Raw genomic sequence first — 24,578 nt, forward strand, 5'->3', positions numbered from 1 at the left:
GCAAGAGACAAACTTTTCACAGTGTACTTTATGATCTCTGTGGCTCCATCAAGCCACACTACTTTCTGGCTCCTGCTTATCATCCTCATTGCCATCATCGCCACCATTAAGCCCAAGCCTCTGGCACAGCCTTGAAAATATAATGGCGAAAGCTCCATTTCCGCTGACGTTCATGGCGGTACCAAAGGGATCAAATATCATATAGACAGCGGTAATTAACCCCAGCATCTCATCTGAAAAGCCCATCAGACTCTGTAAGATTGGCCCTACCACAAGAATGACGCCCCCGGGCACAGCCGCTACCGAAAATTTGGCCAATGCGTAATAAAAACCAAAGATGGCAAAACCCGCCAGATCAGGCATTGGCATATTGAAAGTATTCAGTGTCACCAGCGCCAGAATGGTCAAACCGATTGCACTGCCAATGGTATGAATATTGACTGTGGCAGGCACGATGGTTCTTGCCATGATGGGATTACCGATATTTCTTTCGGTACTGTCGATTAACACCGGCATCGTGGCGGCGCTGGAGACCGTGCTTAAACCCGTTAACCATGCAGGAAACACGTTGCCCACATAGGTGATAAAAGCCCGAAATGAGCACTTTGCTGCCACAAAAAAGTAGATAAAAAGGTAAGCCAGCTGCGAAACAATAACCAGCAGCAAAATCCTGCCATAAGCCGAGATAGCCTGGCTCAAAATTCCATCAGCATGGAGTTTGTAGGCAAATCCGAGGATAAAAAAAGGCAGTATCGGGATAAAGAAATGTTTCAGGAACCCGCTGGAAACATCACCGGCTCTGAAAGAAAGCGCCCTTAGCGGTTGCATATCCAGCAGGTTCACCAGCAGGCCTGCAATGAATCCCACAATCAAGGCATTCATATTTGTGAATAGAGGGGGTAATTCAAACACCCACATGGTCGCCAGACCACTGCCATCGAGAGCATCAAGGGTGATAGGCATGGATATCAACGGCACCATGATACTGCCAATGGTATACCCGGTGAAAATGGCCGTGATATTGGAAGCAAATACCATCATGATCAACAACAGGGCAAACAGCAGAGCATTCTTCCCCATTCTGGCGAGACAGGAGACCACAAAGCTGAACACAATAAATGGCAGGACAAAAACCAGCAGTGACTTAATGGTCAGGCTCAGGGTGAAAAAAAATGACTTGACGTCATAGCTCATCCAGGGATCTGTCAGAAAAGGGATCAACAACACCACCAGAAGTGTGGCCGGCAGTTTAATGTTGGCAAGGTGCTCAATAATTTTCACGAATCTCATCTTTCCCGGTAATAAAACTGACTGTGATGAAAACATAGACTTTTTTTCTGCATCGTCAAAATGTGACCGCTCTCTCAGCCTGAAAACTCACAACTTTGAACATAAGTTCCAAAAAAACATTGTCCCAGCTCATTACATTTTCGCTTTTCCGAAAGGACTGTAAGGATTCGCTGTTATTTTCTGACACAGATCAAAAAATATACTTGCCAAACCATTAGGATATGCGCGTTCGATAGCGCATTGATTAAATTAATAACCCCTCGGAGTTCATTCATGGAGCAGAAGATCACGTTACCTTCTATGGGACAAGTGTCCCTGGTATTAGGTGCCTTTCTGGTTCTCGCTTTTGCGTTTACCGCCAAACTGAACCTTCCTATTCAATTGGCACTCTGCATCGGCTGGTTCCTGGCCATGGGACTGGGTGTCAAACTGGGCCACCAGTACAAAGATCTTGAAGCGGCTGCCGCAGAAGGTATCTTCAAAGGCACCGGTGCAATCCTGATTCTGATTGCCGTAGGCGCACTGGTGGGCACCTGGATTGCCGGAGGTATCGTTCCATCGATCATTTACTACGGCCTGAAAACTATCCATCCTTCCATCTTCCTGCTGGCCACCATGGTGATCTGTTCCATGACCGCCCTGGCAACCGGTACCTCATGGGGTGCAGCCGGTACTGCGGGTATCGCCATGATGGGAATTGGTCAGGGTCTCGGCGTTCCTGCGCCGGTTACTGCCGGTGCCATCCTGTCCGGTGTTTACTTCGGTGATAAACTCTCTCCCCTATCGGACAGTGTTATCCTGGCTTCCTCAATGTCCGAGGTTGAAATTGTTGACCACATCAAGGGCATGCTGCCCATCAGCCTGACTGCTTATGTTCTGACAGCCATCGCTTTCACCGTGTACGGTTTCCAGTTTGGCGGCAGTGCTGATATGGCCCAGGTGCAGGAAGTTATGAACCTGATGGATGAGAACTTCAGCATCTCTGTCATGGCTTTTGTTCCGGTAGTTATCATTCTTTTCCTGCTGGCCAAAAAGTTCCCGTCCTACCCGGTTATCATGCTGGGTGCTGGCCTGGGTATGGTCTGGGCAGTTCTGTTCCAGGACCGCACGCCCATCGACGCCGTGAACGCCCTGTGGGCACCGTTGACGGTTGATTCCGGCAACGCTTTTCTGGACAACATCCTGAACCGGGGCGGTATGGTTAATATGCTGGGTTCCGTTGCGGTTATTATCTTCGGCCTGGGCTTTGGTGGTCTGCTGGATAAAGTGGGCATCCTGGAAACCATCGCCCGCACCTTTGAAAACCGTATCACCAATGAAGGCAACCTGACTGCCTACACTGTAGCTACGGCATTCCTGGCCAACGTATTCGGTTCTGCCATGTACGTATCCCTGATCCTGACACCCAAGATCATGTCCGGAAACTACGACCGTATGGGTGTTGACCGTCGTATGCTCTCCCGCAGCTCGGAATTTGGCGGTACTCTGACTTCAGGTATGGTGCCATGGTCTGACAACGGTATCTTCATGGCGGGCCTGCTGGGGGTATCTACTTTCGCCTACGTGCCTTACATGTGGATGAGCTTCATCAGCATCGGCCTGGTTGTTGCTTTTGCTTACCTGGGTAAATTCCGCCCGGTGGATAACAAGTATGTGAAACAAGTGGAAGATCATTCAGTCCACGGCCAGATGGCTACTGCCTGATTACTCTCTTCATCATTCATTCCCAGTGCCGCCCGGGTTGTTATCAACAGGGCGGCGTTTTTTTTCAGCCTCTGCCATGCATTGAAGTGATAGACTTGTTCAAAGCCCATCACCCAATGACAATCGCCGTTTATACTGTGAGGCTGATCTTAATCAGGAAAATTCATGAGCAAGAAAATCTACGTTGCTTACACCGGTGGAACCATTGGTATGCGCCCTTCAGATTCCGGCTATGCGCCCGGAGATAATCTGATGGGGCTGCTGGAAGAGAAACTTTCTCCTGATGTGATGGCCAGCCTGCCAGCGTTCGAACTGTTTGAGTACCCTCAGCTGATCGACTCCAGCAATATCCGCCCGGGTAACTGGCAGCAAATCGCCGCTGATATCGCCAGCCGCTATGAGCAGTTTGATGGTTTTGTCGTTCTGCACGGTACCGATACCATGGCTTATTCCTGCAGCATGATATCCTTTATGCTGCAAAACCTGCAGAAGCCAGTCATCTTTACCGGCTCCCAGATTCCTCTGTGTGAAGCCCGCACCGATGGCCTGGCAAATCTGGTTGGTGCCCTGACCATGGCGGCTGATGACCAGATCAAAGAGATTTGCCTGTATTTCAACGGCCGCCTGTTACGTGGCAACCGTTCCCGAAAACTGAACGCCTATCTCTTTGATGCGTTTGACAGCCCCAACTACCCCTGGCTTGGCCAGGCAGATATCCATGTAGAACTCAATGAAACGCTCCTGTGGCAGCCAAAGGAAGCTGAAAAGTTTCAGCTTGATTGCGACGGTGAAACCCATGTTGGCATTCTGCAGCTGTTCCCGGGCATTACTGCCCGGTGGATGGAGTCTGCGCTGAATCAACCCATGGATGCCTTTATTCTGCGTACTTATGGTACAGGCAATGGCCCTGATGCTGACCACGCCCTGCTGGACACCTTTGCCAGGGCAACCGCTTCAGGCAAATTGATTGTTAACCTGACCCAGTGTCACCGGGGCACAGTTCACCAGGGTAGCTATGCAGCAGGCTCAGCACTGGCCAAAGCGGGTATTGTGGGAGGCCTGGATACCACTACCGAAGCCATGTTCTGTAAACTTCATCACCTTTACTCCCTGGGTCTCGGCACCGAGGCGGTTAAAGCCATGCTCAGTGTCAGTCTGGCTGGTGAAGTCTCTATCTGATAGCCATTTCTTCTTGTGATAAGGGTGTCCAGACCACCCTTATTCCTTCCTACCTTTCCAGCTATCTGCCTCTTCTCAAAAATATCAGTGAACTCTTGCCAAAAAATTCTGTCTACTTGGACATTAAATTCAGAATTGCGATGAGGAAGCAGGATAATGCTGACAGCACCTACTCCACAAACTATCAGCAGACAAATGACCGAGCCAAAAGTCTGTGTCTATGGAGGTTTCCAATGCGGAGCTGCTGCTGGCTTGGGTTCCGGTATTTTCACAGGGGTCAAAGTCACATCCTGTACTTGCACAAACTTTCTCAAAGACTGTTGCTGCTGTCTCGGAAATATAGATCAGGCAGACCGCTGTCTTAAATTAGGTCTAATGACGGGCAAAGTATGCGCTACCTTTGGCATATGCTCGGGAATGACAGTTGCCGGGGGTCTGGTTGGGGTATTGACTATGGGCTCTTTGGGGTATGCGTGTGCAAATAAGGAACAGCGATCTCGCTACTGTGCCAGTGCTAGCGGCCTTCCCAGTGCATGCTCCACGCTAGCCAAATTTCTGTGTTGTTATCCAGGCCCTTTCTCTGACAGTCGCTGTAGTCGTCCGGAACAGCAGGAGCAATCAGCACCGGATAAGAATTCTGCTGTGATTGATGTTGAGCCCCTGCTGCACGATACCCATTTGCCTGCACCTGCGGGCTCAATGGCTCCGCCACCCTACAACACCCTGAACTATCCCCCCAATCATGCCCCCCCCAATTATGAAGAAGCCATTAACTCGCTGGCCGATGGTGTCCAATCCAATAACCCTGACTGACAGCGCTTACATTGCCTGTTGTTTTTAAAACCGTTAAACGGAGTAAATCGCAAAATGCTTAATGCACCTATACCACAAACCATCACCAGATACGTCACCAGATCTATCACCGACCCGAAAGCCAACTGTCATAATTGCACAGGCTGCGGGGCCGCTGCTGGCCTTGTCTCTGGTAGTTTCCTGGGGACCAAAGTCACCGATTGTAGCGGTGCAAAATGCATGTACTGCTTGCAATATGGAAATACAATTGATTGCCAAAAATGTATTACAGCAACAGGCTTCTGTTCTCTAACCACTCTGGGAATAACAATTGTCACTGGGTTGGCTTTCGGCGGTGCGGGATATTTGTGCGCGAAACATCTGCAGGGATCATCATGTCTTGCTAATAATGACTCCGAGGAAGACAATTTGCCACCTGATCAGGACGATACACCTGCCAGAGACATTACCGGCACAACAGACCAGGAAACAACAGAACCGGTAACAACAGCCCCGGTTACGGCCACTGGAGTGATTGACAAGAAGTCCCTGCCTGACAAGGCTGGTTGTGCATCTTCGGACTCAATGGATCCCCTTAACGTTCCACCATCCTACAAAGACTTGTTCCCGGATCCCCCCAATTATGAAGAAGCCATGAAATTACTGCGAGACAGTGCCCGCGAATGACACCACCCATATCGCATCAAAAAACTGTTTAAGGTTATAATCCCCACCGGTATTACCGGGAATGAGCATAACAATGAATATGGGGAACACCTTGAAACCGGTCAAAGTAGGTATCTGTGGACTTGGTACTGTTGGTGGTGGCACCTTCAATGTACTTCAACGTAACGCCAGAATTATCACTGCCCGGGCCGGCCGTCCTGTGATTATTGAGCAGGTTGGTGCCCGCCGGGATAATTCTGACTGCGACACCGGGGACATCAACGTTACCCGGGATATTTTTGCAGTCGCTCACAACCCTGAGATTGATATTCTGGTAGAAACCATTGGCGGCTATGATGTCGCCAAAGAGCTGATTCTGACGGCAATCGACCAGGGAAAACATGTGGTCACTGCCAATAAGGCCCTGATTGCCGAACATGGTAACGAGATCTTCCAGGCTGCCCGTAATAAAAATGTCATTGTCGCCTATGAGGCAGCGGTTGCCGGTGGCATTCCCATCATCAAGTGTCTGAGGGAAGGGCTGTCGGCAAACAGCATTAGCTGGCTGGCGGGTATTATTAACGGTACCGGCAACTATATCCTGACGGAAATGGGCGACCATAACCGTCCGTTTGCCGATGTTCTGAAAGAAGCACAGGCACTGGGCTACGCTGAAGCAGACCCAACCTTTGATGTCGAAGGTATAGATGCCTGTCACAAGCTGACTATTATGGCGTCCATCGCTTTTGGTATTCCTTTGCAGTTCACCAGAGCCTATACCGAAGGCATCAGCAAAATCACGCCCAGTGACATCCAGTATGCGGCTTCTCTTGGCTTTAGAATCAAACACCTTGGTGTTGCCCGCAAGGCAGCCAATGGCATTGAACTGCGGGTTCACCCGACCCTGATTCCTTCTGATCGCCCACTGGCCAACATCAATGGTGTGATGAACTCGGTTGTGGTTCAGGGAGATGGGATTGGCCAGACCATGTACAGTGGCCCTGGGGCTGGTGCTGAACCCACGGCATCTTCCGTGATCGCCGATATCGTCGATATTGCCAGAACCATTGACGCTCCAGACGCTGCTGTTCATGCCCTGGGTTTCTCAGCGGAAAGCCTGAGCGACACCCTTCCGGTACTGCCGATTACCGAGACAGTGTGCAGTTTTTATCTGCGCATCCATGCCGACGATCACCCCGGGGTAATGAATGCCGTTACCCGGGTGCTGAGCAACCACGGCATTAATATCGATGCCATTACCCAGAAAGTCACTCGTGAAGATGATGGTTGTGCGGATATCGTTATCCTTACCCACCGTACTCTTGAAGGCACCATGGACAAAGCTATCTCTGAACTCGAAGCGTTGGAGGATATTAAATCCCCCATCACCCGAATTCGTGTTGAAATCATGGCCTGAAGCTAATTGCCCACCCGCTCACCATACGAGGCTGTTGTGAAATGCCTTAACAAAGAAGGGAACCACAAAGGCACAGAGACACAAAGTTTTTCCAGGCTTGCCTGTACCAGGTTCAGCAAACAAAAAGGCTTCCTTTGTGCCTTCGTGTCTTTGTGGTTCAAGGCTTTTATGCCTTTTACAATACCCTTCTATGGCTGGTAAACGGTACTGTCAGAGTAATCTGACCTAGTAATAAACAGATATACGGAATTCCCAGTGAAATACATCAGTACCCGAGGACAGGGACACACCAAAGATTTTCAGGATGTTCTGCTGGCCGGGCTGGCGGATGATGGTGGTCTTTACGTACCAGAAACCCTGCCACAGTTCAGCGCTGAGACCATTCGGTCACTGAAGGGACTCCCCTACCATCAGCTTACCTTTGAAATCATCCAGCCTTTTGTCGGCGGAACCATCCCGGATGATAAACTCAGGCAGATGATTGATGACAGTTACGCCGGGTTCAGCCATCAGGCTGTCGCACCACTTCAGCAACTGGGTGCCAATCAGTGGGTTATAGAACTGTTCCACGGCCCAACCCTGGCCTTCAAAGACTTTGCACTGCAACTGCTTGGTCGCCTTCTGGACCACACACTGACAGAGCGCAATGAAAAGGCCATAGTACTGGGTGCAACGTCTGGTGATACCGGATCGGCCGCCATCGAAGGCTGTCGCCACAGCGATCATCTGGATATATTTATTCTTCATCCTTATCAACGGGTATCAGAAGTTCAGCGTCGCCAGATGACGACGGTTCTGGACAGCAATGTTCACAACATTGCCATACAGGGCAATTTTGATGACTGTCAGGATATGGTGAAAAGATGTTTCGCCGACCAGTCCTTCCTGCCGGAAAACACCCGGCTCGTTGCCGTTAACTCCATCAACTGGGCCAGAATCATGGCCCAGATTGTCTATTATTTTCACGCAGCCCTGGCCCTTGGTGCGCCGGATCAGCCTGTCAGCTTTGCAGTGCCTACCGGCAACTTTGGCGATATCTTTGCAGGCTATATCGCCCGGGGAATGGGCCTGCCCATAGAAAAACTGATTGTTGCCACCAATCACAATGACATTCTCCACCGTTTCTTCCAGAGCAATGACTACCGCAAGGAAGCACTGCAGCAGACACTGTCGCCCAGTATGGACATCATGGTTTCCAGTAACTTTGAACGCCTGCTGTTTGATATGCATAACCGTAATGGCGACACCCTGGCGGAATTGATGTCTGGTTTCAGGGAAACAGGAAATATCCGTGTTGATAATGATGTATGGCAGGCCATCAGAGCACTGTTTGATAGCAGCCGTTCTGATGATCAGCAGGTCTGCGATACGATCAGTGCCCTGTATAATAACACCGGGTATCTTGCGGACCCCCATACAGCAACCGGTATCCGGGCAACCGAAGAAGTTGGGTTGGCCAGAGAAACGCCGGTGGTAACCCTGGCAACCGCCCACCCGGTGAAATTCCCTGATGCGATCATCAAAGCGGGCCTGGACGCACCAGCACTGCCCGCTCATATGGCTGATTTATTCGAGCGGGAGGAGCGTTACGATATCCTTGACAACGAACTCTCATCTCTCAAGACTTTCATCCAAAACACCTGACGTTCAAAACCATCACACCTGCAAAGTGCATGCTGGTTTCGCCTTCAAGCAGTTGTGATTCTGCCGATCCAGAACAGGGAGTGTTCTGGAGACTGTCACCAATGAAACCCGATAAAATTGCCCCCTCCATAAATACACCCTCGCCATCGGACACTTCGACGCAAGAGCCCACAGGACACCACCAGGGGCGCCAGGTAAAACGGTCTCTTGGCCAGACGTTTACTCAGTGGATGTCATCACTGAGGATGAGCTTCAAGGCAGGAATGGCATTATTTCATCGATCAATACGCCAGATTCCGGCAATAAACCCGCCATTGATGAGTGGACGGTACTGGGAGCAAGTGCCTTTGCCCAATAATCCGGAGCAACTAAGAGAGCTGGCTATCGACTCAGCCGTTGCCCAAATCCCGTACAAACTCAACCACGACCCGATCCGTTGCTGGGAAATAGTCAGGGAAGCTGAAAACATTCTGATGGACAGTACTGATACCGATCGATCAGAAGCATTGCACCATAAAATTGAGCCCCGTTTTTTCGAAGAAATCCTCAGTTGTGCCAAAAAAGGCCATTGCCCGGAACAAAAAAAGAGTTCACTTACTCCTGAGCAGCAAGACATGGCAAACAGCGAATGCTTTAGGAATATAACCCTGCTGCCCTCTGGCATGATCATTGATCATACGACAGGGCTGATTGCGGTTATAGCGATTAATCAAGTCACCCATAAAATAACACTGGTTTTTGGTGGAACCAATTCCGCCAATGGTGCAAGCAAACTGCTTGATGAAAACGGCCTGGAAACAGGAACAAAACCAGGTCGGCTTCGGGCCCAACTCAAGGCTGACTGGCAAAACCTGTTGGGATATAAAATCCCGGACTGCTACCGCCAGGCATCCAGACTGGTGGAGTTAATCAAAAGTATGGTCCATTCCAAAGCAACGCTGAAAGCCATGGGGCTTGACGACTCTCTGGGTATGCTGTTGTTAGTCGGACACTCTCTGGGAGGCGGCCTGGTTCAATACAGCGCCGCAAAAAACAGGGTTCCGGGTCGAACATTCAACCCGGTCGCACTGGGCCGCAAAGCAATAAAAAATCTGACAATAGATGACAAGGAGCTGGCCAAAAACGGACTGATTGACAACTATCTGGTTCACCATGACCTTGTTAACACACCCTTTGGCTATAAGCGATGGCATAAACGCCTGGCTCCAACCATCCTTGGTCGACGGACCATAATTCACGCTCATAAAGCCACGGGAAAAAATACACTGTATGGCCGTCATAGTCGGTCACATGTGCATTATATGGCTGAACTGAGACGGAAGATAAACGCGTCAAAGTAATCCATTAGGGCACTTTGCAGGCTCTCTATTTATCGCCCCCGCTAAACGTAAACTGTGTTACCCTGACACTTCCTTTCGCTTCATCGCCTGTTGTTTCATTTATGCCTGTGAATATAATCCGCCGTACCTACGACCTCTCAACCTGTTGCTTCACGCCAGAGATGGATCCTCTGCTGGCCAGAATATACAGTGCCCGGGGCGTTAAAACTCAGGATGAACTGCCACGTCAGCTGCAACAGTTAAGCGACTACCGGCAACTCAGGGATATCGATAAAGCCGCTGACATTCTGGCTGAGGCTATTATCAACCAGCAGCGCATGCTCATTGTTGGCGACTTCGACTGTGATGGTGCCACCAGCAGTGCTCTCGCGGTTCTGGCGTTGAGGAGCATGGGTGGCCATGCTGATTTTCTGGTACCCAACCGCTTTGACTATGGTTATGGCCTGACCCCTGAAATTGTTGAAGCCGCCCTGCCCTTTCAACCGGATGTATTAATCACCGTCGACAATGGCATCTCCAGCCTTACCGGTGTAATGGCAGCAAAAAACAGAGGTATGAAAGTTGTGGTTACCGACCACCATCTGGCTGGTCGCGAACTGCCCGAAGCCGATGCGATTGTTAACCCTAATCAGCCAGACTGCCCGTTTCCCGGCAAAAATACCGCCGGGGTAGGCGTTATTTTCTACCTGATGTGTGCCTTGCGAACCCTGTTGCGGTCACGGGGTTATTTTCAGGATAAGACAGAGCCCAATCTGGCTGAACTTCTCGACCTTGTTGCCCTCGGCACAGTGGCTGATGTGGTCAAGCTGGACAGCAATAACCGCATACTGGTTTTCCAGGGACTTGCCCGTATCCGCTCCGGCCGCTGCCGACCGGGCATTACAGCGCTGATTGAGGTATCCGGTAGAAATGCTGAAAAACTGGTCGCGTCTGACCTGGGCTTTGCCCTGGGTCCAAGACTTAATGCGGCTGGACGCCTGGATGATATGTCGATTGGTATCGAACTGCTCCTTTGCGACGATATAAAGCTGGCGAGGGAGTTAGCCGTTGAGCTGGACGGTCTTAACCGTGACCGAAAAGCCATTGAGGGCAGTATGCACAGCCAGGCCATGGCAGAGTTGGAGAAAATCCGCTTTAACCAGCAAACAGACCTGCCATGGGGCGTCAGTTTGTTTCAGGAAAGCTGGCACCAGGGCGTGGTTGGCATTCTGGCTTCCCGGGTAAAAGAGAAACTGAACCGTCCGGTGATTGCTTTTGCCGAAGCCGATAACCCTGTGGGAGAGCCAGAACTGAAAGGCTCTGCCAGGTCGATTCAGGGACTGCATATGCGTGATGCACTGGACAGTATTGCCAGAGATAATCCGGGGCTTATTATTAAATTTGGTGGTCACGCCATGGCTGCCGGACTGTCCATACCAAAAGCAAAATACAACGAATTTCAAACGGCTTTTGACCTTGAAGTCAGAAAACAACTGACCGCTGAGGACCTCCAGGCAGAAATGCACACTGACGGTGAACTGATGCCCGGTCAAGTAACCATGGCAACCGCCTATACCCTTCGCGAGGGCGGGCCATGGGGACAAAGTTTTCCTGAGCCCTGCTTTGATGGTCAATTCCAAATTATTCAGCAGAAACTGGTGGGAGAGAAGCACCTCAAAATGGTACTCAAAATACCCGGCAGTGAGCTCTGGCTGGACGCCATTGCCTTTAATATTGACAACAGGGTGTGGCCTGATCCCAATATTCGTCAGATCAAGGCTGTCTATAAACTCGATATCAATGAATTCCGTGGTCAGCACAACTTACAACTGATGGTTGAACATTTTGAACCGGCATGAAATAGACCCATCATGATTGGCAAGCTGACAAACGTCGCTCCTTAGACCAAAATGAGCTATCAGAATTTATTCCTTATTAAGAAGAACAATGAGGTCGTTGATGACAGCTTCCAGATGGCTACTCACGCTGATGATAATCACCTCCCTTTGCCTGCTGATTCCGGGAGTGACTCAACCCATGATGACCATCAAGGCCGATCTTGATCGTCAGGCAATGCTGAATGAGGCAAGGCATATCGTTCAGCAGCAAAACCTTCATCCTGCCATGGCGGGTCTGGCTACCCAGTTCCTTGATCGTCTGCAAGTTAAAGGGACATCCACTGTTTATGAAAAGAAGCGCTCCATTCTCGGTACCGCTGGAGACCTCTGGAACAGTGGCTATTATTTTGTGGCAGTACTGATTGTCACCTTCAGCCTGGTGATACCGGTGACAAAACTGGGCTTCCTGTTGCTGGCTAATTTTGTCAGGGAAAAGCAAAGACTGCTCAGGCTGAACAGTTTACTGGGCAAATGGTCCATGGCTGATGTGTTTGCTATTGGTGTGCTTATCGCCTTTCTGGCGGCAAATGCCACTACGGCTGGACATGACGATTCCAGGCAGATTGTGCAATTTGATGCAGCACTGCACTCTGGCTTTTATTGGTTCGTGGCTTATTGTCTTGTCAGTAATTTGCTGGGACAGCTGGCAGAAAAAAAACGGGAGCCTAAGCCAGCCCCATAATTTTCTTTTCAAAAAGCTCCAGCTGCTCAAGCGCTCTTTCTTCACGGAGATCCACAAGCCTGACCCCTAAGCCAAGAAGCCTGACCGGACGACCTCCCCGTTCCCAGGCTCTTACCAGCAACTGAGTAAAATGCTCCTTAACAGTTTCACCGGTTGTCGGCAGACTCTCCTCAAGGGTGGTCTGGGTAAAATCAGCAAACTTCACCTTAACAAAGTGCTTATGCACCTCATATTCCTTTTCAATACGCTGGTAACGTTCCTGAAGTTCTTCAAGCAACGGGATAACCTGTGCAGTAATATCCGCAAGCCCCGACAGGTCTTTATCATAAGTACGCTCAACAGAAAGGGATTTCCTGCGCCGACTGGTCTGCACCTCACGATCATCCCGCCCCCGGGAAAGCTCCCACAACCGTTCACCAAAACTGCCAAACCAGCGACTTAACTCAAGAATGGAGTACTGGCGTAATTGCCCGCAGGTATTGATGCCTTTTTTATGAAGTTTCCCGGCGGTAACCCGCCCTACCCCATGAATTTTTTTCACAGGCAGATCGAAAATAAAATCATCCGCCTGTTCCGGAGTGATCACAAAAAGGCCATTGGGTTTATTCCAGTCACTGGCAATCTTGGCCAGAAACTTATTCGTGGCAACGCCGGCAGAGACAGTGACATGCAATTGTTGAAAAATTTTCTGCCGGATTTCCTCGGCAATCAAGGTGGCACTGCCTCGACAAAGATGAGTTCCGGTGACATCCAGATAAGCTTCATCAAGGGACAAAGGTTCAATTAAATCAGTATATTGGCGAAAAATTGCATGCGCTTCAGAAGACGCGGCACGATAAACAGAAAAGCGGGGAGGAATGATCTTCAAGGCTGGGCAGAGTCGCATCGCCTGGGCTGAAGACATGGCTGAGTGCACACCAAATCGACGCGCCTCATAATTACAAGTGGCAATCACCCCTCTGCGATCCGGAGCCCCCCCGACAGCAACCGCCTTTCCTGACAACCTCGGATTATCACGTATTTCAATACTGGCAAAGAAGGCGTCAAAATCGATATGTATGATTTTTCTCTGGACCACCTTTTGCTCAAGAATGGCATTACTTTCCATCATGTTCCAATTAGCTCCGGGATAAGCACTGTATATACATACAGAATGCTTTTGGCAAGCAATTCCTGGCCTGTTAACCAGTCCCCAGATGTTTTTTTGCAGCAGACTTCATGCAGCAAAAAAGGATCGTTAAGGCTGCATACATTCATTTTCTGTTATGAAGCTGTGCTCAAAGCGATCGCTCTTTTGATAGCTTTCAACACCGCTTCCTGTAAACGGGATAGCAAGGCACCCTCTGAACTATGCAAATCACAATTTTCAATACACCCATTGTCAGCCAGACCCTTTCTATATTCGCAAAACTGTTTCTCAAAGTGATGGGCTGGAGGATTCAGGGGAGAGCCCCACGCCTGGCCAGGTACGTGCTTGTTGGTGCTCCCCATACCAGTAACTGGGACTTTGTCTATGGCATGGCGATTGGCCTTGCTACCGGTGTACAGTGTTACTGGGTGGGCAAACACACGCTGTTCTGGGGGCCGTTCAACTGGGTTATGCGCTGGATGGGAGGGATTCCACTGGATCGAAATGGCAGATGCAAAAGAGGCAGCCTGGTAGAACAGGCAGTCTGTACTTTCAAGCAACACAGAAAGCTGGGCCTGGTTATATGCCCTGAAGGTACCCGGGCACGTGGCGAGCGGTGGCACACAGGCTTCTACCATATGGCAAAAAATGCCGGCATCCCCATTGTACTTGCCTTTCTTGATTTCAAGAACAGAACCGGAGGGTTTGGTCCTGTTATCGAGCCCGGGGAGGACATCGAAAAAGACCTTTCGGAAATACAGGCATTTTACTCAGACATTTATGGTAAACATCCGGAATGCTTTAGTCCTGTATCACCAAAATGCATAAAGCGAAGTTTTCAGGGCCATCCCAAGCACCGACTTCATAATGCCTGTGATTAATTTTCGCCCTGCTGAGAATGGGTGTAGTGCTTTACAACAGGCGTTATTGAGCGCCTGTAAAGCAGTCGGGGAAATGAATGCCCTTTATCATCAGCCAAGCAGATCCGCCAATTCCTTGATAGAAACCTGCTCGGCAACCACTTGAGCTGCAATTCGATCATGAAGAGCTAAAGGGGTTCTTTTAATGCCCGCAGCCCAATCATCAAATTTTTGCCATAGATAGTGTTGTGCACTGAGCTTGACTGAAAAATTTCCCGGACCATCGATGAAATGCTCGACATTTTTGGAGTTATTATGTTTAAAGTCATTGTAAATTAGTGGGGACAATAAAGTGCCTGCTGCCAGACCGCCCAGGATGATATTAACAGGTTCCACAACCGCAATCATAAGCCCGAAGCCCACAACATATCGACAAGCAAGGTCTGTAACCCGGTTATAGATAAAATTACTCAGTATGTTTGCTGGAGTAATCGTATATTCCAGGAACGACCTGGTGTTTTCTCTCCCCGAAAAATGATCCACAGCCTTCATAAGGGGCGCATAAACACAAAAGCCGAAGATCCCACCCACCAGGGCAGATGGGAGCGCAAAGACAGTATGGCCAAAAATGCTACCAACCAGTTGTCCGAGCTGGGAAACTGCCGCAAGAGAAGAAACCGCAACCGTCTTGACCGTATTCCATCCAGGACTCTTTTCCCGGTCCTCTTTTAATTCAGCCAGGCTTTGAGCCTTTGATTCATAATCTTCAAAATATTCCTTAGTGTATTTACCCTGATCAACAGCAACTGGAACTGAAGAAAAATTGACCGAACCAACCATTTAGCGCCCTTATTTCAGTAGATATCCACTAATTATGACCGCCCCAACAGAGAATAGTTCCATCATATGAAATCGATTTACTTATACTTTAATAAACCTCTGAGTCTTTGAAGGGTTCACAGAGGTTATTTAATTGACCGATCAAACAGATAATGGCAACCTCAAAAAATGGACTACACATTAATAATTGCCGATGACCACCCCTTATTCCGGACTGCTCTCAAGTCCTCTGTTGGTCACGCACTCAAGGAACCTGTGATCCACGAAGCTGGTTCAATCGCTGAACTGCAAATGCTTCTGGACAACAATGCCTCACCGGATCTCATCTTGCTGGATCTGCACATGCCAGGAGCGCACGGGCTGTCCGGATTGATATTTCTCAGAGGACAATATCCGGATGTTCCTGTTGTCATTGTTTCAGCTTCTGATGACCAGCAGATCATACAGAAAACCAAAAACCATGGAGCCAGTGGCTTCATTCCAAAGTCTACGCCGCTCGATGACCTGAAAGCCGCCATTATCAAAGTTCTTGATGGAGAAAACTGGTGGCCTGATAACTTCCAACCTATGGAATCGCGGCAAAGCAGTGATATGGAAGCCAGACTGGCAACCCTGACACCACAGCAGTTCAGGGTTTTGGGCATGATCAGTGAAGGCCTGTTGAATAAGCAGATTGCCTATGACCTGAATGTTTCGGAAGCGACGATCAAGGCCCATGTGACCGCCATTTTCAAAAAACTGGGGGTTAGAAGCAGGACCCAGGCGGTCATCGCCATCAAAGCGCTGGAAATTGAGATGCCCGGTCAGGACCCGGAAGATCATAAAACCGAAGACTAAACCGTTTCTAACGGGTGTTTTTCAACATCATATCGGTTCAGAATGGCCCTCATGGCACCTGGCTTGACGGGCTTTCTCAAATAGCTGATATTCAGTTCCCGACATTGCTGCCGCAGTTCATCCTGCTGATTCGCGGTGACCAGAACAGCACCTGTTTGATAACCAGATTGCTTACGGATACGTTCTATCAACTCAATACCACTGGCCTGATCCCCCATCTGGTAATCCACCATCAATAAATCAGGCGTCATAACCTCAAGCGACTGGATGGCTTCATGATGACTTTGCGCAGTCTCCACCCGACACCCCCAACGAGTTAACAGACTGGCCATACCTTTGATAATGTCCGGTTCATCATCCACACACAGAACCTTCAACCCCATGTTCCCCTGATCAGGATCACAAGACACCACTGCGGGATCCACAATACTGCCAGTGACCAAAGGAACCACAACGGAAAAAACAGCCCCCTCTCCCGGCGACGATGACAAGGAAATTTTTGCCTCAAGGATCTGAGCTATACCTTTAGCAATGGAGAGCCCAAGCCCCAGCCCATTCACGGCTGTCGATAAACGCTCAAATTCTGCAAAAATCAGTGCCTGCTTGTCTTTGGGTATGCCCAGCCCATTATCCCTTACCTCAAGTCTCAGCTGTTGATTGTTGATAAAACGACATCCCAGCAGCACTTTTCCTGTTTTATGGGTGTTGGCAACATAACGAAACGCATTGGTCAGAAAATTTTGTAAGATTCTTCTCAGGAGCACCGGATCGGTTTTAATTCGCCGATCAGAACTGACCACCCTGAACATCAGCCCATTCTCTTTCGACAACAGCGAAAATTCGGACCTCAGGGGCTCTAAAACCTCCATTACAAGAACATCCCGAAGATTCACCGCCACCTTACCGGCTTCGATTCGCGACATATCCAGCAAATCTGTCAACAAATGCTCCGCAGACCTTAATGAGTTGCTGATATTTTGCGCCAGTTCTTCATGCACGGTGCCTTTTGCTTCCAGTTCCATGGAGGCAGTAAATAGTCGAGCCGCATTCATTGGCTGCATAAGGTCATGGCTGATTGCCGCAAAAAAACGTGAGCGCAAGTGATTCGCTTTCTCTGCCTGTGACTTTGCCCCTAAAAGTTGCACATTTAACAATGACAGCTCTTTTGTCCGCTCCTGCACCCGATGCTCCAGGCTTTCATTTGCTTCTTTCAGGGCCTGCTCAACCTGACGGAACCCGGTAATATCGGTGAAAGCCATAACAAATCCACCACCGGGCATGGGGTTCCCCTGAATCTGAATCACCCTGCCATCCTGTCGCCGCCTTTCTGAGCGATGGGCTGTTCCATTCCTCATATATGACAGTCGCTTATTGACGTGATGGTCTACATCTCCGGCTCCGCAAAGTCCATTGAGGGCATTATGTCGAATCATATCTGCAATGGGACGACCCACCTTAATCAGGTCGTTCGGGTAGTCAAACAACTGCAGATATTGCTGATTCCAGGCAACTAACTCCAGGTTACGATCAACCACACTGATCCCCATACTGATATGCTCAATCGCTCCCTGCAGCAGTTCCCGGTTGAACTGAAATACTTCCGAGGCCTCATCCACCATAGCCTGAACTTCTTCAAGCGCGACATTCCCATGTGCCAGAGACTTCATCACAATACGGGCCGATGATGCCCCCAGCGTTCCTGCCAGCAACCGTTCAATCGCGGCCACCAGTTCTGGCCCTGCCTGCTTATGACCATTCAACACTCCGAATAGCAGCCCTTTATCCCCGGACTCAAAGCGCTGAATAACACCCTGCACCCGGTTTTTACTGACAAAGCGGCTGGCCAGCTGTTCAAGCTCTTCTACCGTAATGGCTGCATTCGGGAAAACACCATCTTCAGACAGGACCGCATCAACAAACTTCCGGGACTGCCTTCTCTCTTCAATACCCGGCCTCAGGTAAAGACAGCCACAAAGATAGACAAAGGTATTCAGAGACAGCGCAACCAGTGTTGCTCCGGTGACCGTACCGGTAATATCAAGGCCAAAAAGATTATCCGGCTTAAGCCACCCATAGCCAAAAACACCTTGCTGAACAACACTGGTACCCAGCCATGAAACATCAACCAGCACAGGTACTATAAGACAGAAAAGCCAGACTATAAAACCCACTAAAAGGCCACCGGCGGCTGCCCTGGCATTGCTTTCCCTGATGTAGAGACTACCCAGTAACACCGGGACGAGTTGAGCAACGGCCGAAAATGACATCTGACCGATAGCAGCCAGAGAGCCAGCGCCTTCCAGCAGTCGATAAACAACCCATGACAACATCAATAAAATGACAATCGTCGTACGTCTTACCGTCAGCAACAGGCCACTGAACTGGTAAAAGTCATTACTGCCCCGGTAACTGTGATTATTTCTGCGCAGCAGTAATGGCATTAAAATTTCATTGGATACCATGGTGGTCAAAGCCAGTGTTGCCACAATCACCATGCTGATGGCAGCAGACACGCCCCCCAGAAAAGCCAGCACAGCCATGGGTAAGTTGCCCATCAGCTTTGGCAGTTCAATCAAATAGGCATCACCGGGCACAGTGCTGCCCAATAGTTGATTGCCAGCCAGCGCCAGGGGTATCACAAACAGAGCCAGTAACAACAAATAGGCAGGAAACAGCCATCGCGCCTTATGGAAATCATCAATGCTGCTGTTTTCTACCACCGTGACATGAAACTGCCGGGGCAGACACAGTATGGCTGCCATGGCCATTACCGTAGGCATGATAACACTATCAAACCAGCTGATCCCGGCACTCCCGTCACCCGGCTGGATGATGGCATCAAGATTAATATGATCCACAGCAGCCCACGAAACCCAGATTCCCACCAACAGGAAAACCGAGAGCTTAACCAGAGACTCAAAGGCAATAGCCGTCATAATGCCATTCTGGTGCTCGGTAGCATCCAACTTTCGGGTACCAAACATAATGACAAAAACACTCAGGGTTAAGGTGATGGCTAATGCCAGATCTTCCCGAGACCATCGGCCAGACCCTGGACTGTCATCCGTCAGCTGAGCAAAGCCCATCACAATAGCTTTTAGCTGCAACGCTATATAGGGAAGCACACCAATGACCAGAATGAGGGTCACCAGAATTGCCATAAAGTGGGAGCGACCATGACGGGAAGCGATAAAGTCGGCAATGGACGTAATGTTCTCCTGTTTACTGACAGTAATCAGCTTGACCAGAAGCTTCCAGAAAAGAACAAAAACCAGGATGGGACCAAGATAGATGGGAAGAAATGACCACAGGTTTTCACTGGCCTGCCCCACGGCACCGAAAAAAGTCCAGGAAGTGCAGTAAACAGCCAGAGAAAGGCTGTAAATCAAGGGCTGCCAGCGTTTCCTGAAAGCAGCCCCCCGATAATCACCAAACCAGGCGGCAACAAAAAGACAGGCGACGTACACTGTGGCAATAATTGCCAGTATCCATCCAGACATAGCTATTATTCTTATAAGTCATTACGCCAAAGCAGAATTTTCTGTGGCATTTCTCAGCGAAATATACACCGGTGCCCGTGGAATGTCGCCCTTGATCGTACGTTAGTCAGAAGGCTGATACTTTCGATATCAGTCAAAATAGTGATAGGGTTATTATTTACACAAAACCGGGATCGGATACTTTATCTGATAGAAGTTAAGACCAAAGTCTAATACCAGAAATCCCTGCAAATCCTAAACTGACAACACTTCAATAAATACGTTCACAGTCGTTTTATTGAGCCATCACTCAACCTGAACAAAATAACAACCGCCTGAGTCATTTTGGACTAAATAATAATAACAACACTAAGGGAAGTGATATGTCTGACACCTCCGTTTATCCAGTAAAACCTGCTGCTCTTGAGAACACACTGGTTAACAACGACCAGTATCTGGAAATGTATCAGCAATCCATCATTAACCCTGAAGGCTTCTGGCGCGAACATGGCCAACGCATTCACTGGTTCCAGCCTTTCTCCAAAGTCAGAAAAGTCTCTTTTGACGACCACTTCGTCAGCATCAACTGGTTTTATGATGGTACCACCAATGCGTCCTACAACTGCCTTGACCGACACCTGGAAGAGCGAGGCGACCAGCTGGCCATTATCTGGGAGCCGGATGATGAAGGTGAAGCCAGAAAGGTGACCTACCGGGAACTGCATGAGCTGGTATGCCGCTTTGCCAATGCATTGAAGAGTCAGGGTGTTCGCAAAGGTGATGTGGTAGCGATCTATATGCCCATGGTCATCGAAGCCACCGTTGCCATGCTGGCCTGCAGCCGTATCGGGGCCATTCATTCCGTGGTGTTTGGCGGATTCTCACCGGAGGCTCTGGCAGGAAGAATCATTGACTCAAAAGCAAAGATTGTCGTGACTGCCGATGAAGGTGTTCGAGGCGGGCGCACAGTCCCTCTGAAAAGCAACGTCGATGAAGCACTGACACACCCCGACACACACACCATTGAGAAGGTCATTGTTCTCAAGCACACAGGCGCTGATATTGCCTGGCATCGTCACCGTGACGTCTGGTGGCAGGAGCTAACGGCACTCACTTCGCCACACTGCGAAGCCAGGGAGATGAATGCCGAGGATCCACTCTTTATCCTCTACACCTCAGGCTCTACCGGAAAGCCAAAGGGTGTCATGCATACCACAGGTGGCTACCTGGTATACGCTTCCATGACCCATCAATATGTATTTGACTATCAACCCGGCGAAGTCTTCTGGTGCAATGCTGACGTTGGCTGGATTACCGGACACTCATACGTCACCTATGGCCCTCTGTTGAATGGCGCAACCATTGTGATGCATGAGGGAGTGCCTAACTATCCTGAAACCAATCGCATCAGCAAAATCATCGATAAACACGCTGTGAATATTCTTTATATCGCACCAACGGCTATCCGCTCATTAATGGCAGAAGGCGATGCGGTGGTCAAAGACACTCATCGAAACTCACTGAGATTGCTGGGCTCTGTCGGGGAGCCCATTAACCCTGAGGCCTGGAGCTGGTACTACTCAACCATTGGTGATGAGCGCTGCCCTATCGTCGACACCTGGTGGCAGACCGAAACAGGCGCTGCGATGCTGACTCCACTTCCGGGAGCCACTGACCTTAAACCGGGTTCAGCCACGCGACCATTCTTTGGTGTACAGCCTGCCCTGGTAGATAACATGGGTCGTCTGATCCATGGCCCCGGAGAAGGCAATCTTGTTATCCTGGATAGCTGGCCCGGACAAGCCAGAACCGTCTATGGAGATCATGAACGGTTTGTTCAAACCTACTTCTCATCGTTTAAAGGTATGTATACAACAGGTGACGGAGCCCGAAGGGATGAAGATGGCTATTACTGGATCACCGGTCGTGTGGATGATGTCATTAATGTTTCCGGCCACCGTATGGGAACAGCAGAAATAGAATCGGCAATGGTAGCTCATCAGCAGGTGGCGGAAGCTGCGGTTGTCGGTTTCCCACACCATATCAAGGGCCAGGGGATCTATGTTTATGTCACGCTCAATAGCGGGGCAGACAGCAGTGAAGACCTGAAAAAGAACCTGAAGGACTGGGTAAGAAAAGAGATAGGGCCGATTGCTACCCCGGATATTATTCAGTGGGCCCCGGGACTTCCCAAAACCCGGTCTGGAAAAATCATGAGGCGGATTCTCCGGAAAATAGCTGCTGACGAGTTCGAAAACCTTGGCGACACATCAACGCTGGCAGATCCTGAAGTCGTGAACCAGTTGATCGCGAATAAAGCGGTGGCCAGCTAATAATTGTCAACTGTCGTGCGGTATTCCTGCATAACCGATACCGCACTCACTTTCATCCTCTCTTTTGCCGCAGGTAATCCTTGACATTATAACCAGCGTCCCTATAATTCTCCTCTCTTTCGACGCGGGATGGAGCAGTCTGGTAGCTCGTCGGGCTCATAACCCGAAGGTCGTTGGTTCGAATCCGGCTCCCGCAACCACTTTTGTAAAGCAGTTGATGTTTCTTTATTTTTGAAAGAATCAGCTGATCAGTTTTGTCGCGGGATGGAGCAGTCTGGTAGCTCGTCGGGCTCATAACCCGAAGGTCGTTGGTTCGAATCCGGCTCCCGCAACCACTTTTGTAAAGCAGTTGATGTTTCTTTATTTTTGAAAGAATCAGCTGAACAGTTTTGTCGCGGGATGGAGCAGTCTGGTAGCTCGTCGGGCTCATAACCCGAAGGTCGTTGGTTCGAATCCGGCTCCCGCAACCACTTTTGTAAAGCAGTTGATGTTTCTTTATTTTTGAAAGAATCAGCTGAACAGTTTTGTCGCGGGATGGAGCAGTCTGGTAGCTCGTCGGGCTCATAACCCGAAGGTCGTTGGTTCGAATCCGGCTCCCGCAACCATCTTATTTCAATCCATAACCTCAACACTCCAACCATGCAACACATCGCCCCCTCCTCATCCATAAAAAGAGCGCTGGTTGTTGAAGGTGGAGGTATGCGTGGTATTTTCACCGCTGGTATTCTGGACGCTTTTCTTGATAAAAGAGTCAAAGCTTTCGATGGCTACTATGGCGTATCGTCTGGCGCGCTGAATCTCAGTTCATTTATTGCGGGTCAACGTGGACGCAATCTGGATATCTATACCAATCTATGCCTTGACTCTGAGTTTATCAGTATTCTGCGCCATATCAGGGGCGGGGATCTGTTTGATCTTGATTGGTTTTTCCATAAGCTTTCACAGCAAAACGCTTTAAACTTTGACCGTTTCAGAAAGAGACTGAACACTCAACGCTTTACCGTTGTCAGCACATGCATTGAAAGCGGAAAACCCGTTTATCACAGCATTGACAGCAACACACCAAACGAGGTGATCAACGACACATTAAAGGCAAGCAGCGCCTTACCCATGATTTATCGAAAACCAGTATTGGTTAATGACCACGCCCTGACCGATGGCAGCTTATCAGACCCCTTGCCAATAAAGAAAGCGATTGATGACGGCCATAATCAGATTGTTGTACTTAGAACCAGGCAAGCAAACTTTCGTAAAAGCTCAGCGACCGGGTCAAAAATTTATGCCTGGCAAAATCGTCAAATGCCAGCCGTGTCAACGCTGATAAAAGACCAGAACATCATTTACAACCAGGCGGCAGATCTTGCGGAATCAGTTGCACAAGACTCAAGCGTACATCTGGTTCATATCTCGCCACTGAAGCCACTGAACACCTCCAGAGGAACAAGACACAGAAACCACCTTGTGTCTGATTACCATAGTGGCTACACCCTCGGCTACAACCTTGCCGGGCAACTGGCATAATACCAATTCATCATCAAATTTATCTCACCAGCCCTAACTATCTGCTAGATTAACATTCTGTCGGCATTAGAGCCTGTTTAAATATCTTAATGCGAACTGAAAGCGACGATAAAACAATCCTGTTATTCATTTTTTCTCATTTTGTAGTCTGATTCTGCGCAGAAGAGAGCCAATATACAGAAGCTTTATCTCTCAGTTTTAACTACCCGCACAAGATCCCATACGGCCTTAAGCTGCAGACATTTACCTAACACCCCACCTTCTAATGAGGGTCTACCATGCCAAGACAGGTTCTCATCCCAATTGCTGATGGCTCTGAAGACATTGAAGCTGTGACCATCATAGATACACTCAGGAGAGCGGGCGCACAAGTCACTGTAGCCAGCTGCCTTCCTGATGGCAAACAGACCATCACCACCTCACACAAAACACAGATCACAGCAGATGTGCACATTGAGGCCTGCACAGGCAAGCCGTTTCACCTGATCGCCCTTCCTGGTGGTATGCCCGGTGCCGAGAACCTGAAGAATTGCAAAACGCTGATAACACTGCTGCATGACCAGCAAAAAGCCGGAAAATGGTATGCCGCTTTATGCGCCTCGCCTGCGGTTGTTCTCGCTCATCACGGTTTACTGGATAACGTCCACGCGACTTGCTACCCCAGCTTTATGGAGCAAATGGAAGGCGCCCTGGCACATCCCGGAAACACCGTAGTGGTCGATGAAAAAAAACGGGTTATAACAGCCCAGGGCCCGGGCAATGCCATGGGATTTTCATTTAAATTAGTTGATGCACTCTATGGAAAAGATGCTTTTCGGCCGATAGCCAAACAGATGATTGCTGACTGGGCCTTGTGATCCCTCTCCGGTAAAAACCCCAACCTCATCAGCGATGTTAATTGAACATAGTTGTACAAATGCGTATAGAATACATATAAGGGTTTTCCGAAGCCGCAGGGAAGCCCAGTGCATTAACCCACGAGGTATGA

General features: G+C 49.4%; 18 protein-coding genes and 4 tRNA genes. 18 read left to right on the forward strand and 4 right to left on the reverse strand.

Translation table 11 applies throughout. The features are described 5' to 3' along the window. Positions 1-48: 48 nt before the first annotated feature. Positions 49-1,281 (reverse strand): cation:dicarboxylate symporter family transporter, encoded by a 1,233-nt coding sequence (locus CX664_RS07950; RefSeq protein WP_180966422.1) that lies wholly within the window; start codon positions 1,279-1,281, stop codon positions 49-51. A gap of 282 nt (positions 1,282-1,563) precedes the next feature. Between CX664_RS07950 and nhaC the strand changes: the two genes are divergently transcribed. The 9 genes from nhaC to CX664_RS07995 all read left to right on the forward strand — a co-directional run bounded on the left by nhaC (position 1,564) and on the right by CX664_RS07995 (position 12,591). After that, positions 1,564-2,994, forward strand: coding sequence for a Na+/H+ antiporter NhaC (gene nhaC, locus CX664_RS07955; protein ID WP_101746223.1), 1,431 nt, complete (start codon positions 1,564-1,566; stop codon positions 2,992-2,994). 165 nt (positions 2,995-3,159) lie between these two features. Further along, positions 3,160-4,173, forward strand: coding sequence for an asparaginase (gene ansA, locus CX664_RS07960; protein WP_101746224.1), 1,014 nt, complete (start codon positions 3,160-3,162; stop codon positions 4,171-4,173). Between the two features lie 642 nt (positions 4,174-4,815). Then, positions 4,816-4,986, forward strand: a complete 171-nt coding sequence (locus CX664_RS26295; protein ID WP_180966423.1) for a hypothetical protein — start codon at positions 4,816-4,818, stop codon at positions 4,984-4,986. Between the two features lie 408 nt (positions 4,987-5,394). Further along, on the forward strand, positions 5,395-5,652 hold the full coding sequence (locus tag CX664_RS07970; protein WP_101746226.1) for a hypothetical protein: 258 nt from the start codon (positions 5,395-5,397) through the stop codon (positions 5,650-5,652). A 61-nt stretch (positions 5,653-5,713) separates the two neighbouring features. Continuing rightward, positions 5,714-7,048, forward strand: a complete 1,335-nt coding sequence (locus CX664_RS07975) for a homoserine dehydrogenase (RefSeq protein WP_244910637.1) — start codon at positions 5,714-5,716, stop codon at positions 7,046-7,048. Between the two features lie 255 nt (positions 7,049-7,303). Further along, the gene (gene thrC / locus CX664_RS07980) at positions 7,304-8,692 is read left to right on the forward strand and encodes a threonine synthase (RefSeq protein WP_101746227.1); all 1,389 of its coding nucleotides are present in this window, start codon (positions 7,304-7,306) and stop codon (positions 8,690-8,692) included. A gap of 101 nt (positions 8,693-8,793) precedes the next feature. Further along, entirely contained in the window at positions 8,794-10,032 is a 1,239-nt protein-coding gene (locus CX664_RS07985; protein WP_145999890.1) for a Tle-like phospholipase domain-containing protein, read from the forward strand. Positions 10,033-10,133: 101 nt separating this feature from the next. Next, positions 10,134-11,870, forward strand: a complete 1,737-nt coding sequence (recJ, locus tag CX664_RS07990) for a single-stranded-DNA-specific exonuclease RecJ (protein WP_338063470.1) — start codon at positions 10,134-10,136, stop codon at positions 11,868-11,870. A 100-nt stretch (positions 11,871-11,970) separates the two neighbouring features. Then, the gene (locus CX664_RS07995; protein ID WP_180966424.1) at positions 11,971-12,591 is read left to right on the forward strand and encodes a paraquat-inducible protein A; all 621 of its coding nucleotides are present in this window, start codon (positions 11,971-11,973) and stop codon (positions 12,589-12,591) included. On the opposite strand, the gene dinB is transcribed toward CX664_RS07995, so the two are convergent. After that, positions 12,575-13,702, reverse strand: a complete 1,128-nt coding sequence (gene dinB / locus CX664_RS08000; RefSeq protein WP_101746230.1) for a DNA polymerase IV — start codon at positions 13,700-13,702, stop codon at positions 12,575-12,577. The two genes, CX664_RS07995 and dinB, sit on opposite strands and share 17 nt — an antisense overlap. Before the next feature lie 239 nt (positions 13,703-13,941). On the opposite strand from dinB, the gene CX664_RS08005 reads away from it, so the two are divergent. Beyond that, on the forward strand, positions 13,942-14,601 hold the full coding sequence (locus CX664_RS08005; RefSeq protein WP_101746231.1) for a lysophospholipid acyltransferase family protein: 660 nt from the start codon (positions 13,942-13,944) through the stop codon (positions 14,599-14,601). A gap of 90 nt (positions 14,602-14,691) precedes the next feature. Here the strand turns inward: CX664_RS08005 and CX664_RS08010 are convergent, their stop codons facing one another. Beyond that, positions 14,692-15,420, reverse strand: coding sequence for a hypothetical protein (locus CX664_RS08010; RefSeq protein ID WP_101746232.1), 729 nt, complete (start codon positions 15,418-15,420; stop codon positions 14,692-14,694). 168 nt (positions 15,421-15,588) lie between these two features. On the opposite strand from CX664_RS08010, the gene CX664_RS08015 reads away from it, so the two are divergent. Next, the gene (locus tag CX664_RS08015; protein ID WP_101746233.1) at positions 15,589-16,257 is read left to right on the forward strand and encodes a response regulator; all 669 of its coding nucleotides are present in this window, start codon (positions 15,589-15,591) and stop codon (positions 16,255-16,257) included. Here CX664_RS08015 and CX664_RS08020 read toward each other — a convergent pair. Then, the gene (locus tag CX664_RS08020; RefSeq protein WP_219622146.1) at positions 16,254-19,757 is read right to left on the reverse strand and encodes a PAS domain-containing hybrid sensor histidine kinase/response regulator; all 3,504 of its coding nucleotides are present in this window, start codon (positions 19,755-19,757) and stop codon (positions 16,254-16,256) included. The genes CX664_RS08015 and CX664_RS08020 overlap by 4 nt on opposite strands. A 362-nt stretch (positions 19,758-20,119) precedes the next feature. Between CX664_RS08020 and acs the strand changes: the two genes are divergently transcribed. From acs to CX664_RS08055, 7 genes are all read left to right on the forward strand, one after another. Further along, positions 20,120-22,069 carry an acetate--CoA ligase gene (gene acs / locus CX664_RS08025; protein ID WP_101746235.1) on the forward strand — a complete coding sequence of 650 codons (1,950 nt, stop codon included), beginning with the start codon at positions 20,120-20,122 and terminating at the stop codon, positions 22,067-22,069. 123 nt (positions 22,070-22,192) lie between these two features. Beyond that, positions 22,193-22,269: transfer RNA gene (locus CX664_RS08030), tRNA-Met, on the forward strand. A 58-nt stretch (positions 22,270-22,327) separates the two neighbouring features. After that, positions 22,328-22,404 (forward strand) — tRNA-Met (locus CX664_RS08035). Between the two features lie 58 nt (positions 22,405-22,462). Next, positions 22,463-22,539: transfer RNA gene (locus tag CX664_RS08040), tRNA-Met, on the forward strand. 58 nt (positions 22,540-22,597) lie between these two features. Next, positions 22,598-22,674: transfer RNA gene (locus CX664_RS08045), tRNA-Met, on the forward strand. A 34-nt stretch (positions 22,675-22,708) separates the two neighbouring features. Next, positions 22,709-23,590: a patatin-like phospholipase family protein gene (locus tag CX664_RS08050; protein ID WP_101746236.1), complete on the forward strand. Its 882-nt coding sequence runs from the start codon at positions 22,709-22,711 to the stop codon at positions 23,588-23,590. Positions 23,591-23,868: 278 nt separating this feature from the next. Then, on the forward strand, positions 23,869-24,447 hold the full coding sequence (locus tag CX664_RS08055) for a DJ-1 family glyoxalase III (protein ID WP_101746237.1): 579 nt from the start codon (positions 23,869-23,871) through the stop codon (positions 24,445-24,447). The last annotated feature ends 131 nt before the right edge of the window (positions 24,448-24,578 follow it).

Source organism: Endozoicomonas acroporae (assembly GCF_002864045.1).
GTDB lineage: Bacteria > Pseudomonadota > Gammaproteobacteria > Pseudomonadales > Endozoicomonadaceae > Endozoicomonas > Endozoicomonas acroporae.

Bases quoted from the DNA above. Each gene is read 5' to 3' on its own strand.
- CX664_RS07995 (WP_180966424.1), top strand. From the start codon at position 11,971: ATGACAGCTTCCAGATGGCTACTCACGCTGATGATAATCACCTCCCTT.
- CX664_RS07985 (WP_145999890.1), top strand. From the start codon at position 8,794: ATGAAACCCGATAAAATTGCCCCCTCCATAAATACACCCTCGCCATCG.
- CX664_RS08020 (WP_219622146.1), bottom strand. From the start codon at position 19,757: ATGTCTGGATGGATACTGGCAATTATTGCCACAGTGTACGTCGCCTGT.
- ansA (WP_101746224.1), top strand. From the start codon at position 3,160: ATGAGCAAGAAAATCTACGTTGCTTACACCGGTGGAACCATTGGTATG.
- recJ (WP_338063470.1), top strand. From the start codon at position 10,134: ATGCCTGTGAATATAATCCGCCGTACCTACGACCTCTCAACCTGTTGC.
- CX664_RS08005 (WP_101746231.1), top strand. From the start codon at position 13,942: ATGCAAATCACAATTTTCAATACACCCATTGTCAGCCAGACCCTTTCT.
- CX664_RS08050 (WP_101746236.1), top strand. From the start codon at position 22,709: ATGCAACACATCGCCCCCTCCTCATCCATAAAAAGAGCGCTGGTTGTT.
- CX664_RS08055 (WP_101746237.1), top strand. From the start codon at position 23,869: ATGCCAAGACAGGTTCTCATCCCAATTGCTGATGGCTCTGAAGACATT.
- nhaC (WP_101746223.1), top strand. From the start codon at position 1,564: ATGGAGCAGAAGATCACGTTACCTTCTATGGGACAAGTGTCCCTGGTA.
- acs (WP_101746235.1), top strand. From the start codon at position 20,120: ATGTCTGACACCTCCGTTTATCCAGTAAAACCTGCTGCTCTTGAGAAC.
- CX664_RS08010 (WP_101746232.1), bottom strand. From the start codon at position 15,420: ATGGTTGGTTCGGTCAATTTTTCTTCAGTTCCAGTTGCTGTTGATCAG.
- CX664_RS07975 (WP_244910637.1), top strand. From the start codon at position 5,714: ATGAGCATAACAATGAATATGGGGAACACCTTGAAACCGGTCAAAGTA.
- dinB (WP_101746230.1), bottom strand. From the start codon at position 13,702: ATGATGGAAAGTAATGCCATTCTTGAGCAAAAGGTGGTCCAGAGAAAA.
- CX664_RS08015 (WP_101746233.1), top strand. From the start codon at position 15,589: ATGGACTACACATTAATAATTGCCGATGACCACCCCTTATTCCGGACT.